Consider the following 16,561-nt stretch of genomic DNA (forward strand, 5'->3'; position numbering starts at 1 on the left):
AGGGATTTTATGAAACATTCAATGTTGTGCGGCCTCATCGCGGCGAGCGTTTTTGCGCTGGCGGCCTGTAGCGACGACGACAACAACAGCGACGACGGCAGCGATGGCAGTCAGTCCACGCTGACGATCGAACAGACCGGGCGCTACCAGGTCGAGCCGTTCGCCTTCGATGAAGGGGCGGCCGAAATCGTGGCCTACGACGCCAGCCTGCAGCGGCTGTTCGTGGTCAACGCCAACGCGAATACGGTCGACGTGCTCGATATCGCCGACCCGTCCAACCTGCACCGGCTCGGCAGCATCGATGCCACCACCGAAGGCGCGTCCGCCAACAGCGTGGCAGTCCACGAAGGCACGGTGGCCGTCGCCATCGAAGCCGAAGACGCCCAGGCGCCCGGCAAGGTCGTGTTCTATTCGGGCAGCGGGCTGGAAAAGCTGGGCGAAGCTACTGTCGGCGCCTTGCCGGACATGGTGACGTTCACGCCCAACGGTGAGCGCGTGCTGGTCGCCAACGAGGGCGAGCCGAACGACGACTACGATAACGATCCGCAGGGTTCGATCAGCGTTGTCGACTTGAGCGCCGGCTTCAACGTACCGACCGTCACGACGCTAGATTTCACTGCGTTCAACGCGCAGGCCGACGCGCTGCGTGATGCCGGGGTACGCATCTTCGGGCCCGGCGCCACGCCGGCGCAGGACTTCGAGCCGGAATACATCGCGGTCAGCGCCGACGGCAGCCGCGCCTATATCAGCCTGCAGGAAAACAACGCGATTGCCGTTGCCGATCTCGACGCGCTCGAAATCACGGCGGTATTGCCGCTGGGTTACAAGGACCACAGCGTCGCCGGGCAGGGCATCGACCCGAGCAACGCGGACGGCCTCGACGTCCGACCCGTGCCGGTGCTGGGCATGTATCAGCCGGACACCATCGCGGCCTTCGAGCGCGACGGCGTCACGTATCTGCTTACGGCCAACGAGGGTGATGCCCGCGATTACGACGGCTTCAGCGAAGAAGTCGACGTCGCCGACGTCACGCTCGATACCGACGCCTTCCCGAACGCCGCGGATCTGCAAACCGAAGGGCAGCTCGGCGATCTCAAGATCACCAGCACCCTCGGGGACAGCGACGGGGATGACGCCTACGAGGCGCTCTATGCCTTCGGCGCCCGGTCGTTTTCTATCCGTCGGGCGCAGGACGCCGCGCTCGTCTACGACTCGGGTGACGACTTCGAGCGCATCACCGGCGAAATCTACGGCGAGGATTTCAACAACGACAATACGGAAAACGACGGCGATTCTCGTTCCGACAACAAGGGGCCGGAACCCGAAGCCATCGCCTATGGCGAGGTCGACGGGCGCGCGTTCGCCTTCATTGGCCTGGAGCGGATGGGCGGCTTCTTCGTCTACGAGATCGACGACGTGTCGGCGCCGCGTTATGTCGCCTATATCAACAATCGCGATCTCGATGCCGATCCGCAAGCCGGCAGGGCCGGTGACCTGGGTCCGGAGAGCATCGTGTTCATCGCCGCCGCCGACAGCCCGCTCGCCGGTGTGCCGTTGCTGGTGGTGGGCAACGAAATCAGCGGTTCCACGACCGTCTATCGACTGGGCATGGAATAACAGCGCGATATCAGAGATTTACCAGGCTGTCACAAAGCTGTCATGAATCGGCAATACGCTGTTCAAAGTCAGCTCCCACACTCACGGCAGGCCAGCGTGGCTGGTCTGAATAATTTTCATCCGGGAGACATTGATGAAACTTCGTTTGCAACACTCGCTGGGCGTCGCGGCCGTCGCCGTCGGTTCGCTGGCGGCCATCGGCACGGCCCAGGCGGCCGAGCAGATCCGGATCGTCGGCTCGTCGACGGTCTACCCGTTCTCGTCCTATGTGGCCGAGGAACTGGGCGCGACCAGTGATATTCGTACGCCGGTGGTCGAATCCACGGGCTCCGGCGGTGGCATGAAGCTGTTCTGCGGCGGCGTCGGCGACAACACGCCGGACATCACCAACGCCTCGCGTCGCATGAAGCCGTCCGAGTTCCAGATGTGCCAGGACAACGGCGTTACCGACATCACCGAGAACGTGGTCGGCTTCGACGGCATCGTCGTGGCACAGAGCAAGCAGGACGATGCGATCGATCTGAGCCGCGAGCAGATCACGCTGGCGGTCGCCGCCAAGGTGCCCCAGGACGGTAAGCTCGTCGACAACCCGTATACCAAGTGGAGCGATATCGATTCGTCGCTGCCGGACCGCGAGATCCTGATCTACGGCCCGCCGACGTCATCGGGCACGCGCGACGCGTTCGAAGAACTGGTGATGGAGCACGGCTCGGAAAACATCGACGGCTACGGCGAGGCTTACACCACGATTCGCCAGGACGGCAAGTACGTGCCCTCCGGCGAGAACGACAACCTGATCGTGCAGAAGCTGGCCCAGAACAAGGACGCCTTCGGCGTGTTCGGCTTTTCCTATCTGGAAGAGAACCGCGACAAGATCCAGGGCGCCAAGGTCGACGGTGTCGAGCCCGAGCGTGATCTGATCTCCTCGGGTGAATACCCGGTGTCGCGCTCGCTGTTCTTCTACACCAAGAACGCGCACATCGAGAAGGTCAAGGGCATGGAGGACTATGTCGACATGTTCCTGTCCGATCAGATGGTCAGCGACCGGGGCTACCTCAAGAACCTGGGGCTGATTCCGCTGCCGGCAGATCGCCTGAAGGCCGAGCGTAGCGAATGGGAATCCCGCGCCAAGCTCAAGGCTTCGGATCTGAAGGGCTGATCGAGCCCGCAATCGGACGCCGGGTCGGGGAGATCCTCCACCGTCTCGGCGTCATCTTTCGTATCATGGCGACCCGTCGCCCGATGTCTACTTCCTAGGAACGCGCTTTGGATACCAGCCAGACTCTGCTCGTTTTCTTCGGTGGCCTCGTGCCGATGGCCGCCGTGGCCTTCGCGCTGGGGCGCCGCAAGGCGCTTCTTTCCGACGCCCGCGGTGCCCGCATGCATTCGCTGCCGGGGCAGTACGGCGTGTATGTCGCCACATGGATGGCGCTGCCGGCGCTCGCGATCGGCGTCGTCGCCGCCTGTGCCGTGCTCATCGGCGTGCGCGTGCCATCCGCACCGTTCGTGCTGTCGTTCGCGCTGTTCGGCGCGGCTGTCGGTCTTGCCATGGCGCTGCGGCGGGTCGAACCGACCCTGCGCGCGCGCAACGCGATCGAGAAATTCGTCTACTGGACGCTGTTCGCGGCGTCGCTGGTGTCGATTCTCACCACGTTCGGCATCATCATCTCGATTCTTTTCGAGGCGCTGAAATTCTTCAATCAGGTCAGCGTCTGGGATTTCGTGACCGGCACCAACTGGAGCCCGGTCGCTACCTTCCGGCCCGGCCAGGATGCGGCCGACTCGCAGTTCGGCTCCGTACCGCTGTTCGCCGGCACCTTCATGATCACCGCGATCGCCATGTCGGTCGCGATCCCGGTGGGGCTATTCGCGGCCATCTACATGTCCGAGTACGCGAGCTACCGGATCCGCACCTTCGCCAAGCCGTTGCTCGAGATTCTCGCCGGCATCCCGACCGTCGTGTACGGCTTCTTCGCCGCCATCACGGTCAGCCCGCTGGTGGTCGACGTCGCCGCCTTCTTCGGCCTGAATGCGTCCTACACCAACGCGCTCGCGCCCGGCCTAGTGATGGGGATCATGATCATTCCCTTCATCTCGTCGTTGTCGGACGACGTGATTAACGCCATTCCCAACAGCCTGCGCGAAGGCGCCTACGCGCTCGGTGCGACCAAGTCGGAGACGATCAAGCAGATCGTGCTGCCGGCTGCGTTTCCCGGAATCATGGCGGCTTCGCTGCTGGGCGTCTCGCGCGCGCTGGGCGAAACCATGATCGTGGTGATGGCCGCCGGCCTGCGCCCGAACCTCACCTGGAACCCGCTCGAGGACATGACGACCGTGACGGTGCGCATCGTGGACGCGCTCACCGGCGATCAGTCCTTCGACAGCCCCGAGACGCTCGCGGCATTCGCCCTGGGTCTGGTGCTGTTCGTGGTCACGCTGACGTTGAACCTGATCTCGATCATCGTCATCCGCAAGTTCCGTCAGTCCTACGAATAGCCCGGTCCGGACACGCAAGGAATTCATTGATATGAGTCAAGGGATCAGTCTCCAACCGTCGCGTCAGCTGCGTCGCCGCTACCGTGCCGAGCGTCGCTTCAAGGCGTACTGCGTCGGTGCGTTGCTGTTGTCGATCGCGTTTCTGGTGCTGTTCTTCTCGGACATGGTCCGGCAGGGGCATTCGGCCTTCATTCAGACCGAAATCCAGGCCGAGGTGACCTACAACGAGGACACCGTGAAGTTCACCAACGAGTCGGTGGACGAAAGCATTGCACCGCTGGTGTCGCGGGCGTTCTTCCGGTCGATACCGCGTCGGGTCGATGCCGACCCGTCGTTGATGGGTACGACCGAGACGCTCTGGCTGACCGCCACGGCCGATGTGGACCAGTACCGCAAGAAGTACAGCGACCGCCTCGAGCCGGAAATGCAGTCCACGCTCGAACGGCTGGAATCCGAAGGCAAGGTGTCTTACGGGTTCAACAAGGGCCTGTTCACCTCCGGCGACTCCAAGATTCCGTCGAACGCCGGCCTCTGGTCCGCGTTCGTGGGCACCTTCTACGTGATGCTGGTCGTACTCGCCGTGAGTTTCCCGATCGGCGTGGCCACGGCCATCTATCTCGAAGAGTTCGCGCCGGACAACCGCTTTACCCAGGGCGTCGAGATCAACATCAACAACCTCGCCGCGGTGCCCTCGATCCTGTTCGGTCTGCTCGGCCTGGCGATCTTCATCAATTTCTTCGGTGTCCCGCGCTCCTCCGCACTGGCCGGTGGTCTGACGCTGTCGCTCATGACGCTGCCGGTGATCATCATCAGTACCCGTGCGGCGCTGCGGGCGGTGCCGCAGAACATCCGCCAGGGCGCGCAGGCGGTCGGTGCATCGCGCTGGCAGGCGATCCGGGATCATGTGCTGCCGCTGTCGTTGCCGGGCATACTCACCGGCACGATCATCGGCGTCGCCCAGGCGATGGGCGAAACCGCGCCGCTGCTGCTCATCGGCATGATCGCCTATATCCCGGATGCCCCGACGAGCATGACGGAGGCCGCGACCGTGCTTCCGGCCCAGATCTTCACCTGGGCAGGCATGCCGGAACGCGCGTACGTGAGCCTGACCGCAGCCGGCATTCTCGTGTTGCTGTCGCTTCTGATCACGCTCAACGCCACGGCCGTGATCCTGCGCAACCGCTTCGAGCGGCGCTGGTAGTCGCCGGCACAAACTTAACGATTTGAAACATTTTCCCTTCTTCAGGGCGGAGATTTAGGATGCGTACTCGAGACTTGACCGGTGACAGCACCCAGGTGGTGCGTGTGCCCACGATGGAGCGCCCGCGAGTGAATCAGAGCACGAAGATGAGCGTCAGCGATCTGGCCGTGTGGTACGGCGAGAAGCAGGCGCTGCACGGCGTTTCGCTGGACGTGTACGAAAACGAGGTCACCGCACTGATCGGGCCATCCGGCTGTGGCAAGTCGACCTTCCTGCGTTGCCTGAACCGCATGAACGATCTCGTGCCCGGGGTACGCATCGAAGGCGCGGTCGTGTTCGAGGACCAGAACATCTATGCCTCGGAGGTCGATGTCGTCGAGCTCCGCTCGCATATCGGCATGGTCTTTCAGAAGCCGAATCCGTTCCCGAAGTCGATCTACGAGAACATCGCCTACGCGCCCAAGATTCTCGGGCAGGTCCGAAAGCGCACCGACATGGACGATCTCGTCGAGCGCTCGCTCAAGCGTGCCGGTCTGTGGGAAGAGGTGAAGGACCGTCTCGATGCGCCGGGGCTTTCGCTTTCCGGCGGTCAGCAGCAGCGGCTGTGCATCGCCCGCGCGATTGCGGTGAGCCCGTCGGTGCTGCTCATGGACGAGCCCTGCAGCGCGCTCGACCCGGTGGCCACCGCGACGGTCGAGCAGCTTATCGACGAGCTCAAGGAAAACTACACGATCGTCATCGTCACGCATAATCTGCAGCAGGCGGCGCGCGTGGCCGGCTACACGGCATTCTTCCATCTCGGCAACATTGTCGAGTTCTCGGATACCGATTCGCTGTTCACGCATCCGCGCGAGAAGAAGACCGAGGATTACATCACCGGCCGCTACGGCTAGCGCCGCGGTTCGGGCAGAGGAAGCAGAACATGGACAAGGTTGGCCTGGAGAAGCACACGTCGAAACAGTTCGACGCCGATCTGGAGGACGTGCGCGAAATGGTGCTGTCGATGGGCGGGCTCGTCGAGCAGCAGATCGCCGACGCGGTACGCGCGCTGATCAGCGGCGAGGGCACGCTCGGCGAGGACGTGGTTCAGGGCGACACCCAAGTCAACCGCATGGAAGTCGAAATCGACGAGGAGTGCACGCGCATCCTTGCGCGTCGCGCGCCCCAGGCGGGTGATCTGCGCCTGATCATCGCGATCGCCAAGACGATCACGGATCTCGAGCGCATCGGCGACGAGGCCGAGAAGATCGGCCGCATGGCCACGCATCTGGCCAGCTACGACCGGCCCAAGAGCGCCTTTCGCCAGATCGAGGTGCTCGGCCGTCACGTGCGCGAGATGCTGCGCGAAGCACTCGATGCCTTCGCCCGTCTGGATTCCGAGGCCGCGGTGCGTGTCGCCCAGCAGGACGAGGACGTCGATCGCGAGTACGAGGGCATCGTGCGCCAGGGCATCACCTACATGATGGAGGACCCGCGCACCATCCGGCATATGCTCGATGTGCTCTGGGCAGTGAAGGCGCTGGAACGCATCGGCGATCATTCGAAGAATATCGGCGAATACGTCGTGTACTTCGTCGAGGGCAAGGACGTGCGCCATATCGGCCTCGAAGCGCTCGAGAAGGAAGTCAGCCAGAGCGCGCGCCGGCGTCGCGACGGCGAATAGCATTCCCGGCCGCGCCACGAAATGGTCGATCGCGTCGTCGCGTGACGAAAAATCGCGCGGCGGCTTTGATACTATCGGCGGCCCTGTTTGGCGCGGATAGCTGAGTTGGCCCAGAAGAAGCGTTCTACGCGATCACCCCAACGTCGTTCCGGCACGAAAAAGCGTGCGAACCAGCGGCCCGGTTTCTTCCGGCGCCTGCTGCCCTATGTCTTTCTGCTGGGTTGCATCGCGGCCGCTGTGATCGCCGGCTATATGGTGTATCTCGACGGCGCGGTTCGAGCGCAGTTCGAGGGTACGCGCTGGACGCTGCCGGCCAAGGTCTATGCCAGCCCGCTGGAGCTCTATGCCGGGCTCGATCTGTCGCGCAGCGAGATCACGGCACGGCTCGACCGGCAGGGCTATCGCGCCAGTTCCAGCCTGTCGCGCGGCGGCACGTACCGCAGCAGCGGCGGCCGTCTGGATATCCATACCCGGCCGTTCAAGTTCTGGGACGGCGAGCAGGCCGCGCGCGAAATCCGGCTCGGCTTCAACAGCAGCGGCGTAAGTTCGCTGAGCGCGATCGACGACAAGGGCGATATCGCGCTGATTCGTCTCGACCCGCTGATGATCGGCAGCATCTACCCGAAACAGGGCGAGGACCGGATTCTCGTCAAGCTCGGCGATGTGCCGCCGATGCTGCCGGCAGGGCTGATCACGGTCGAGGACCGCGATTTCATGAACCACTGGGGTGTGTCGCCCAAGTCGATCATGCGGGCGGCCTGGGCCAATCTGCGTGCCGGGGGCGTGGTGCAGGGCGGTTCGACCATCACCCAGCAGCTGGTCAAGAACTTCTACCTGAACAATCGCCAGACGCTGGTGCGCAAGGCCAAGGAAGCGCTGATGGCGATCCTGCTGGACGCGCACTACTCAAAGCCGGAGATCCTCGAGGCCTATCTCAACGAGGTCTATCTCGGCCAGGACGGTGGCCGCGCGATTCACGGGTTCGGCCTGGCGAGCTATTTCTATTTCCAGAAACCGCTCGAGGAACTGCAGCCGCAGGAAATCGCGTTGCTGGTCGCGATGGTCAAGGGTCCGAGCTACTACGACCCGCGCCGCCACCCAGAGCGTGCAACCCAGCGCCGCAATCTCGTGCTCGACATGTTCCACGACGCCGGCTTTCTCGAGGACGACAGCTGGCGCGAAGCCAAGAAGGCCGGCCTCGGAGTAAGCGCGCGTACGGTGCGCAGCACCAGCCAGTATCCGGCTTTCATCGACCTCGTTCGCCGTCAGCTGCTCGGCCAGTACAAGGATGCCGACCTGACCGAGGAAGGCCTGCGTGTGTTCACCACGCTGGATCCGGCCGTGCAGGCCGCGACCGAGGAACGCGTCTCGAAGGGCCTCGATCAGGTCGAGGCGGCGCGCGGCATCGAACGCGACAGCCTGCAGGCCTCGGCGGTCGTCACCAGTGTCGAAGGCGGACGTATTTTGGCCCTGGTGGGCGGTCGCGACGCCGGCTTCGCGGGTTTCAACCGGGCGCTCGATGCGCGTCGGCCGATCGGTTCGCTGATGAAGCCGGTGGTCTATCTCACCGCGCTGGCGCAGCCGTCGAAATACAACGTCATCACGCCGCTGGACGACAGTGCGCTGTCGGTGAAACTGGCCAATGGCGATACCTGGCGGCCGCAGAACTATTCCAAGCGCACGCACGGCAACGCGGTGCCGCTGCATTACGCGCTGACCCACAGCTACAACCTCGCGACCTCGCGGCTCGCGCTGGATGTGGGCATTCCCAACGTCATCGACACGCTCAAGTCGTTGGGCTACAACGGCGATCCGCTGTCGGTGCCGTCGCTGGCGCTCGGCGCCGTCGACATGGCGCCGCTGCAGGTCGCCCAGGTCTACAACACGCTGGCGGCGGGCGGTTACTACACGCCGCTGCTGGCCATTCGCGACGTCACCACGCGAGACGGTGAGCCCCTGAGCCGCTATCCGCTCAAGATCAAGCGGGCAGTCGACGAGTCGCCGGTCTATCTCACCAACTGGATCATGCAGCGTGTGGCGCGTTTCGGTACCGGCGCCTCGATGTACGACATTTTGCCGCGCTCGCTCAATGTCGCCGGCAAGACCGGCACGACCGACGATCTGCGTGACAGCTGGTTCGCCGGCTTTACCGCCAACCGGCTGGCCGTGGTCTGGGTGGGCCGCGACGACAACAAGCCCGCACAATTGACCGGCGCGACCGGTGCACTGCAGCTGTGGTCGCGCATCATGGCGGACATCGAGCCGCGCGGCATCATGAACGTGCCGCCGGAAGACGTCGTCGAGGTGCCGCTGCGCATGCGTTTCGATCCGTCGCGCGCGGGCGGCGAGGGCGCCTACGGTTACGATCGGGACTGCAGCCGGACCGCGCCGGTGCCGTTCGTGCGTGGCGAGGTGCCGGATGGGCTTTCGTCCTGCGATAGCGATATCATGCAGGAGAACCGCTACCGTCGCCGTCAGCCGCCCGAACAACGCGAGCAGGACGACGGCAACTGGCTGCAGAAACTGTTTGGATGATGATCATGCAACGACTTCCTGTCCTCATCGCCGTGCTCGTTCTGGCCGGCTGTGCGACCTCGCAACGCACCAGTTTTCCGCCGCCGGAAGGGCCGGCCTCGCCCCAGCCGCCGGCGCCCGAGCGGCCGCAACCGCAGCCGGGCGATCAGGTGGGAACGCCCGCGCCGCAGACGATGCCGGCGCGTACCGCGGCCGAGGCGAGCAGCCCCGCGGTGCTGTCGCTCATGGGCCGCGCGGATACGCTGGCGCGCAACGGCAATATGGACATGTCCGCCGCGACGCTGGAACGCGCGCTCGACCTGGAACCGCGCAACCCCTTCGTGTATCAGCGACTGGCCAGCGTGAAGCTGGCCCAGGGCCAGACCGGACAGGCCGAGGCCATGGCTCGCAAGTCCAACAGTGTCGCCGGCAACAACCCCTTCGTGCGCGCCGACAACTGGCAGATCATCGCCGAGGCGCGCCGTACCGGCGGGGATCGCAGCGGCGCGGATGAGGCGGCCGGTCGGGCCAGCGACTATCGCAGTGCCAGCCAGCAACTGATGCGATGAGCGCGGCGGCGGGCGCCGCACTGTTCGGTGACGATGCGGCGCTGGCAGCCGCGCTGCCCGGCTATGCCGCACGCGCAGGGCAGGCCGAGATGGCGCAGGCGGTTGCGCAGGCGATCGATGCCGGCTCACGGCTCGTGGTCGAGGCCGGAACGGGCACCGGCAAGACGCTGGCCTATCTGCTGCCGGCACTCGCCTCGCGGCGCAAGATCATCGTGTCCACGGCCACGCGCTATCTGCAGAGCCAGCTTGACGACAAGGACGTGCCGCTGGCGCAGACAGTGCTGGGGGGCGACGTGCACGCGACGGTGCTCAAGGGTCGCGCCAACTATCTTTGCCTGCACCGGCTGAATCTCACCGAAGGCAGCGGCGATCTCTATCTGGCGCCGAAGATTCGCGCGGTGCGCGAGTGGGCGGCGCGCACCCAGACCGGTGATCTGGGCGAGTTCGGCGACCTCGGGGACGGCGATGCCCTGTGGCCGCGAATCACGTCGACGACCGACAACTGTCTGGGCCAGGAATGCCCGCTTTACGAGCAGTGCTGGGTAGTGCATGCGCGCCGCGAAGCACAGGCCGCCGATCTGGTCATCGTCAATCACTACCTGCTGTTCGCCGACCTGACCCTGCGGGAGTCCGGGTTTGGCGAAGTGCTGCCCGGCGCCGACGCCATCGTGCTCGACGAAGCGCACCGGCTGCCCGATATCGCCGGGCGTTTCTTCGGCCAGGCCCTGTCGGCGCGTCAACTCAAGGATCTGGTGCGCGATGGCCTGGCCGAACTGGACACGCTCGGCGGCGACATGCCCGCGCTCAAGGCGAAGCTCAAGGACGTCGGCAACGCCGAGCGTCGGTTTTCGGATGCGCTGGGCGACGCGCCGGGCAACCGCAGCTGGGTGGAACTGGAAACGCCGGAGCGCGCGGCCGCGCGCGACGACCTCGACGCCGCGCTGACGGCGCTCAAGACGGGGCTCGACCCCGTGGCCAGCCGCAGCGATCGTCTCAAGGCACTGACTCGGCGCGCCGGAGAACTGGCGGCGGCGCTGACCGGCGTCAGTGTCGTCGACGCCGACCGCATCAGCTGGCTGGAAAAACGCGGCAACAGCTGGATCTGGCACAGCACGCCGCTGGATGTCGCCACGCCGTTCTCGCGCGCCATCGAAGCCTATCCGGGAGCCTGGATCTTCACCTCGGCAACGCTCGCGGTCAAAAACGATCTGGATTATTTCTGTCGCCGGTTGGGGCTGGCGGATGTCGAACAGCAGGTGCTGGCCAGCCCGTTCGACTACGAGCGCAATGCCATGCTCTATGCGCCCCGCGCCATGCCGGCGCCGAACACTCCCGAGTTCGACGACGCCGTGGTCGCACAGACGCTCGCCTTGCTTGAATTCTCCGGCGGCGGGGCGTTCTTGCTGTGCACCAGCTACCGCGCGGTGGCGAAGTACGGGCAGGCGCTTCACGCCGCCGGCATCGATGTGCTCACCCAGGGCAGTGCGCCGCGTGCGACGCTGCTCGCCGATTTTCGCGACGACGACAACGCGGTGCTCGTGGCGACCAGCAGTTTCTGGGAGGGTGTGGATGTACGCGGCCAGGCGCTGCGGCTGGTCATCATCGACCGGCTGCCGTTCGCATCCCCGGCGGACCCGGTGCTCGCGGCGCGTTTCACCGCCATGAAGGACGCCGGGGAAAACCCGTTCATGGACTACCAGCTGCCCCAGGCCATCATCACCCTCAAGCAGGGCGTGGGCCGGCTGATTCGCGACGCCGCGGATCGCGGCCTGCTCGCGATCTGCGATCCGCGTCTGTTCACGGCCCGCTACGGCGGCGCGATCCGTGCCAGCCTGCCGCCCATGCCGGTCACGCGCGAGCAGGCCGTAGCCTGCGAATTTCTCGGTAGTCTCGCGCCGGCATGAGTGGGCTGAAAATACTGGCGCTGGATGCCTCCACCGAGGCCCTGTCGGTTGCGCTCGTCGATGAAACGGGCGCGCGTGAGTTCGAGCGTTTCGAGATCGCCCCGCAGGCGCACGCCCGCCGTCTGCTGCCCCTGGCCGAGGAACTGCTCGCCAGCGCCGGCCTCGGGCTGGCCGACATGGACGGTTTCGCCTTCGGCCGCGGGCCGGGCGCGTTCACCGGCCTGCGCATCGCGGCCGGGCTGGTCCAGGGCCTGGCTGGCGGTCTGGATCGCCCCGTGGTGCCCGTATCCACGCTGAGCGCGCTCGCCGCGCGTTGCCAGCGCGATGAAACCGTGGATTTCGTGCGCGTCGTGCAGGATGCCCGCATGGGCGAGGTCTATGTCGGCGATTTTCGCCGCGGCGACGACGGCGCACCCGAGACGTTGGGCCCGGAACGCGTGATGCGTCCGGCCGATCTGGATGCGGCCGCGGAGACCGACGACTGCATTCGCGCGGGCAATGGCTGGCCGGTGGTGGCCGAGGCACGGGCGCTCGACGCCGATGTGCTCGCGCCGCGTCACACCTGGCCTCACGCGCTCGATATCGCCCGGCTGGCCAGCCCGCTGCTTGCGCGCGGCGCGGGCGTGGCTGCGGCCCAGGCGTTGCCGGTCTATGTGCGTGACGATGTCGCGCGCAAGCCGGGCGGCGCGCGCTGAACGTCTTCAAACAACAAACACAGGAGATCGCACCATGCTCTATCGACTGGACGACATCGAACCGACAACCCCCGAAGCCGGGCAGTTCTTCGTGGCCGACAACGCGACCGTCATCGGCCGCGTCACGCTGGCCGTTGACGCCAGCATCTGGTTCAACGCGGTGCTGCGTGGCGATCAGGAAGAGATCGCGATCGGCGAGGGCAGCAACGTCCAGGAAGGCTGCGTGATGCATACCGATCCGGGGTTTCCGCTGACCGTGGGCGCTGGCTGCACTATCGGCCATCAGGCGATGCTTCACGGCTGCACGATCGGCGACAACAGCCTTGTCGGCATCAAGGCCACCGTGCTCAACGGCGCGAAGATCGGGCGCAACTGCCTTATCGGCGCGGGCGCGCTGGTGCCGGAGGGCAAGGAGATCCCCGACAACAGCATGGTGATCGGCGTGCCCGGCCGCGTGAAGCGTGAACTCAGCGATGCCGACGCCGACAAGCTGCGCCACGGCGCGGCGCACTACGTCGAGAACTACAAGCGCTTTCTGGCCGGGCTGACGCCGCTCGGCTGATCCATGCGAGCAGGGCGCCGATCACGAACGGATCAGGCGCCGGGCGTGGCCGCGAGATAGATATCGAAACGGATCGCCTTGCCCTCGACCGTGCGATCGGGCGAGGCGAGCGGAGCGCTACGCGCGTGCTGCTTGACCACGACCTGCCGGGCCGCGCGACGGCGGGCGTGCGCCAGCAGATCGGCCACATCGCTGTCGCCGCCGACGAGTTCACTCAGCCAGGCGAGCGCCTTCTGCGGCCGGGCCTTGCGCCGCGTGGATTCGAACATCGGATCGATATAGATCACGTCCGCGGCGGGGGTGGCGTCGGCGTCGGCAAGGTATCGAATGGCGTCGGCGCGGTGGTTGGCGTGCCAGTATTCGAGCCACACGGGCGGTGGCTCGGCGGCTGCGGCGCGTTCGCGGGCGTCCGCGACCAGTGCGAACAGCACCGGGTGCCGCTCGAGCGTCGTTACACGACAGCCGAGCGCGGCGAGCGTGGCCGCGTCGCGGCCCAGACCACAGGTGGTATCCAGCACGCTACTGTCGGGGTGACGTCGTAGCCCGATGGCCTTTGCGAGTGGCGACTTGCGGCCGCCCGCGGCGCGCCGTTCGACGCCGCCGTCGCGCAGATCCAGACACAGCCCCTGGTCGTTGGGCCCGGCCTGGGCGTGGCGTAGCGTCAGACCGCCCGTCTCGTATTGCAGGTAGAAACCATCAGCGGGCGCCTGCGCCACGCGCGCGAAGTCGGCGACCACGACAGGCAACGCCGTCGTGTCGTGCTCCGGGGTGACAAGCGGCGGCAGGGCGCGTGTGTCCATCGGCGAGTCGAACCGTCCTGTCATGATAGTGAGAATGTCCGCGAGGCGCATGTTCCAGGTGACCGAGGCGTGGCCAGTTTGGCCAGTGCGGTCACGCCTGCATTATAGTGACGGCCCTGCAATCGAGGATCCTCACTATGGCCGATAACGCCGCCCGGACGACATCCGGCAATGCCCTGGAAGCCCTTCGCGAGCGCACCATCGTGGTGGCCGACAGCGGTGACTTCGAAACCATCCGCGCCTATCGGCCGACTGATGCCACCACCAATCCGAGCCTCGTGTTGCAGGCGGCGGGCGACGCGCGCTATCGGCATCTCATCGACGAGGCCATGGCGGCGACGCCCACAGCCGGCCTCACGCGGGTCGAACGGCTGATGACGCTTTTCGGGCGTGAACTGACCCAGGTCGTGCCGCGCTATGTCTCCACGGAAGTGGACGCCCGCCTGTCCTTCGATACCGATGCCACCATTCGCAAGGCGCGCGCGCTGATCGCGGATTATGCGGCGCTCGGCGTGTCGGCGGACCGCATCCTGATCAAGATCGCCAGCACCTGGGCGGGTATTCGGGCAGCCAGCGTACTGGAAGCCGAAGGCATTGCCTGCAACATGACGCTGATCTTCTCGCTTGCCCAGGCCCAGGCCTGTTTCGAGGCCGGCGTGACGCTGATTTCGCCGTTTGTCGGCCGGATCACCGACTGGCACAAGAAGGCCGAAGGCGTGGATCACTACGCGCCGCAGGATGACCCCGGCGTGCGCAGCGTGCAGCGCATCAATGCCTACGCCAAGACCCACGGTTATCCGACACAGGTGATGGCGGCGAGCTTTCGCAATCGGGATCAGATCCTCGCGCTGGCCGGCGCGGACCTCATGACCATTTCGCCGGCTCTTCTGGAAGAACTCAGAGGCATGGACGCGGCCAACGCGCCCGGCATGTCGACGCAACCCAGCGAAGTAGCGCGCGTCATGCTCGACCGCGCGGCCTTCGATTGGGCCCTCAATGCGGACGCGATGGCCACCGAAAAACTGGCCGAAGGGATACGCCGCTTCGCCGACGATCAGGCCGCGCTCGAGTCGCGAATGGCGGGTTGAGCGGGCGGCGTCGCGGCGTCAGCCCTCGAGATAATCGAGGACCGACTGATAGCCGCCTTCCGTGAGCAGGATGGCGTTGACCGTGGTTTCGTAAATGCGGCCGGCGCTGCGCAGTTGTTCGATCTCGCGGCTGTCCTGGCTCGCACTGAGATAATAGAAGTCGCGACCTTCGTCGAAACTGTCCTTGAGCTGCTTGAACGCCAGGAAGGCGGTGCCTTTCTTCGCACCGCGTGCCTGATCGATTTCCTTCAGACTCCAGGTCTTTTCCGTCTTGGCCATGCAACGCTCTCGGCTTGAGTTGGCGTCAAGCTAGCAGGCGCCCCCAGACGGGTCAACGACCGCTGCATGACGCCGCCATGCGTTGTTTCACGGCACTCGATTTTCGTAATCTAGGGGCGTCAAGCGGCATCTACACAACCAGCAGGTACCCGGATGAAAGTCAACGAACTGGTCGCGCAGTGGCAGGCGAACGCGGGCGAGACCCGTACCGATGAAACCTACGAGATTCGGCTTCCCCTCTACGATGCGGCCAAGGTCGCGGCATTGTGTGACCTGTTCCCGGGGCTGACCCAGGAACGCATTCTTACCGATCTGCTGGCCGCCGCTCTGGACGAGCTGGCGAGTTCCTTCAGCTACGAGCCCGGCAGCGAGATTGCCGCGTACGACGAGGAAGGCGACCCCATGTATGCCGACGATGGCCTGACGCCGCGCTTCCAGGCGCTGGCCAAGGAATACGCCGAGAAGCTCAAGGCCGGCCAGACCATCGATTCGAACGGCTAGCGCGTTGCAGCGATCAGACGATCAGCCGGGCCGCGACTGGCGGCGCCGGCTCGAACACGCGCTGCGCATACCGCTGCCGGCCGGTTTCGGCGCGCCCGGCGAGAATCGACCCGTCGAGGATCACGGCATCGCCGCCCGCCGTGCCGGCGTGCTCATTCCGGTGGTTGGCGCTGCAGAGCCCTATGTGTACTTCACCGAGCGCAGCGCGTCGCTGCGCCACCACCCCGGGCAGATCAGCTTTCCGGGCGGGAGTGTGGAAGCGCGCGACGCGGGCCCGCAGGCCGCGGCGCTGCGCGAGGCGCAGGAGGAAATCGATCTGGATCCCGCGCACGTGCAGATTCTCGGCGAGCTGCCCGAGTATCGGACGGTCACCGGCTTCGTGGTCAGCCCGTTCGTGGGCTGGGTCGACCCGGGCGCGCGCGTCGCCCCCGACGATGCCGAGGTCGCGCGGCTTTTCGCCGTGCCGTTGGCGCATATCGTGGATCTCGACAACTATCACCGCTACGAAATCGAGCGAAACAGCCGGCATTATGAAGTGCAGGCGCTGGACTATGCCGGCGACCATATCTGGGGCGCGACAGCCGGCATGATGCTCGGGCTCGTGCAGCGGCTCGCCCATGCCGAAGGCCGGATGGCGACCGCCGCCGGCACGACCTGCGGCGCGGACTGAGA

At 65.5% G+C, this 16,561-nt stretch carries 16 protein-coding genes; 14 read left to right on the forward strand and 2 right to left on the reverse strand.

Annotated features, from left to right (window positions below):
• Window positions 1-9 precede the first annotated feature (9 nt).
• The 11 genes from J7355_RS02530 to J7355_RS02580 all read left to right on the forward strand — a co-directional run bounded on the left by J7355_RS02530 (window position 10) and on the right by J7355_RS02580 (window position 13,221).
• Window positions 10-1,617 carry a choice-of-anchor I family protein gene (locus J7355_RS02530; RefSeq protein WP_209059651.1) on the forward strand — a complete coding sequence of 536 codons (1,608 nt, stop codon included), beginning with the start codon at window positions 10-12 and terminating at the stop codon, window positions 1,615-1,617.
• 133 nt (window positions 1,618-1,750) lie between these two features.
• Window positions 1,751-2,776, forward strand: a complete 1,026-nt coding sequence (locus J7355_RS02535) for a PstS family phosphate ABC transporter substrate-binding protein (protein WP_209059653.1) — start codon at window positions 1,751-1,753, stop codon at window positions 2,774-2,776.
• 107 nt (window positions 2,777-2,883) lie between these two features.
• The gene (pstC, locus tag J7355_RS02540; RefSeq protein ID WP_209059656.1) at window positions 2,884-4,113 is read left to right on the forward strand and encodes a phosphate ABC transporter permease subunit PstC; all 1,230 of its coding nucleotides are present in this window, start codon (window positions 2,884-2,886) and stop codon (window positions 4,111-4,113) included.
• Between the two features lie 31 nt (window positions 4,114-4,144).
• Window positions 4,145-5,314, forward strand: coding sequence for a phosphate ABC transporter permease PstA (gene pstA, locus J7355_RS02545; RefSeq protein ID WP_209059658.1), 1,170 nt, complete (start codon window positions 4,145-4,147; stop codon window positions 5,312-5,314).
• Between the two features lie 113 nt (window positions 5,315-5,427).
• Window positions 5,428-6,207, forward strand: a complete 780-nt coding sequence (pstB, locus tag J7355_RS02550; protein WP_247739749.1) for a phosphate ABC transporter ATP-binding protein PstB — start codon at window positions 5,428-5,430, stop codon at window positions 6,205-6,207.
• A gap of 29 nt (window positions 6,208-6,236) precedes the next feature.
• On the forward strand, window positions 6,237-6,977 hold the full coding sequence (gene phoU, locus J7355_RS02555) for a phosphate signaling complex protein PhoU (RefSeq protein ID WP_209059664.1): 741 nt from the start codon (window positions 6,237-6,239) through the stop codon (window positions 6,975-6,977).
• Window positions 6,978-7,082: 105 nt separating this feature from the next.
• Window positions 7,083-9,512 (forward strand): penicillin-binding protein 1B, encoded by a 2,430-nt coding sequence (gene mrcB / locus J7355_RS02560; RefSeq protein ID WP_209059667.1) that lies wholly within the window; start codon window positions 7,083-7,085, stop codon window positions 9,510-9,512.
• Between the two features lie 5 nt (window positions 9,513-9,517).
• Complete coding sequence (locus J7355_RS02565) at window positions 9,518-10,060, forward strand: tetratricopeptide repeat protein (protein ID WP_209059670.1); 543 nt, start codon at window positions 9,518-9,520, stop codon at window positions 10,058-10,060.
• Window positions 10,057-11,964 (forward strand): ATP-dependent DNA helicase, encoded by a 1,908-nt coding sequence (locus tag J7355_RS02570; protein ID WP_209059672.1) that lies wholly within the window; start codon window positions 10,057-10,059, stop codon window positions 11,962-11,964. The genes J7355_RS02565 and J7355_RS02570 overlap by 4 nt, the downstream gene beginning before the upstream one ends.
• Entirely contained in the window at window positions 11,961-12,659 is a 699-nt protein-coding gene (tsaB, locus tag J7355_RS02575; protein ID WP_209059675.1) for a tRNA (adenosine(37)-N6)-threonylcarbamoyltransferase complex dimerization subunit type 1 TsaB, read from the forward strand. Before J7355_RS02570 ends, tsaB begins: the two co-directional genes overlap by 4 nt.
• 34 nt (window positions 12,660-12,693) lie before the next feature.
• A complete protein-coding gene (locus J7355_RS02580; RefSeq protein WP_209059677.1) occupies window positions 12,694-13,221 on the forward strand; it encodes a gamma carbonic anhydrase family protein in 528 nt (175 codons plus the stop codon).
• A 32-nt stretch (window positions 13,222-13,253) separates the two neighbouring features.
• Here the strand turns inward: J7355_RS02580 and J7355_RS02585 are convergent, their stop codons facing one another.
• A complete protein-coding gene (locus J7355_RS02585) occupies window positions 13,254-14,021 on the reverse strand; it encodes a class I SAM-dependent methyltransferase (RefSeq protein ID WP_209059680.1) in 768 nt (255 codons plus the stop codon).
• A gap of 137 nt (window positions 14,022-14,158) precedes the next feature.
• Between J7355_RS02585 and J7355_RS02590 the strand changes: the two genes are divergently transcribed.
• A complete protein-coding gene (locus tag J7355_RS02590) occupies window positions 14,159-15,109 on the forward strand; it encodes a transaldolase (RefSeq protein ID WP_209059683.1) in 951 nt (316 codons plus the stop codon).
• Between the two features lie 18 nt (window positions 15,110-15,127).
• Here J7355_RS02590 and J7355_RS02595 read toward each other — a convergent pair whose 3' ends face one another.
• Window positions 15,128-15,388: a hypothetical protein gene (locus tag J7355_RS02595; RefSeq protein ID WP_209059685.1), complete on the reverse strand. Its 261-nt coding sequence runs from the start codon at window positions 15,386-15,388 to the stop codon at window positions 15,128-15,130.
• 153 nt (window positions 15,389-15,541) lie between these two features.
• On the opposite strand from J7355_RS02595, the gene J7355_RS02600 reads away from it, so the two are divergent.
• Window positions 15,542-15,889 (forward strand): type 1 pili tip component, encoded by a 348-nt coding sequence (locus tag J7355_RS02600; protein ID WP_209059687.1) that lies wholly within the window; start codon window positions 15,542-15,544, stop codon window positions 15,887-15,889.
• Between the two features lie 4 nt (window positions 15,890-15,893).
• Window positions 15,894-16,559: a CoA pyrophosphatase gene (locus tag J7355_RS02605; RefSeq protein WP_209059689.1), complete on the forward strand. Its 666-nt coding sequence runs from the start codon at window positions 15,894-15,896 to the stop codon at window positions 16,557-16,559.
• Window positions 16,560-16,561 lie beyond the last annotated feature (2 nt).

It is taken from the genome of Endozoicomonas sp. G2_2 (genome assembly GCF_017744135.1).
Lineage (GTDB): Bacteria > Pseudomonadota > Gammaproteobacteria > Nevskiales > Salinisphaeraceae > Salinisphaera.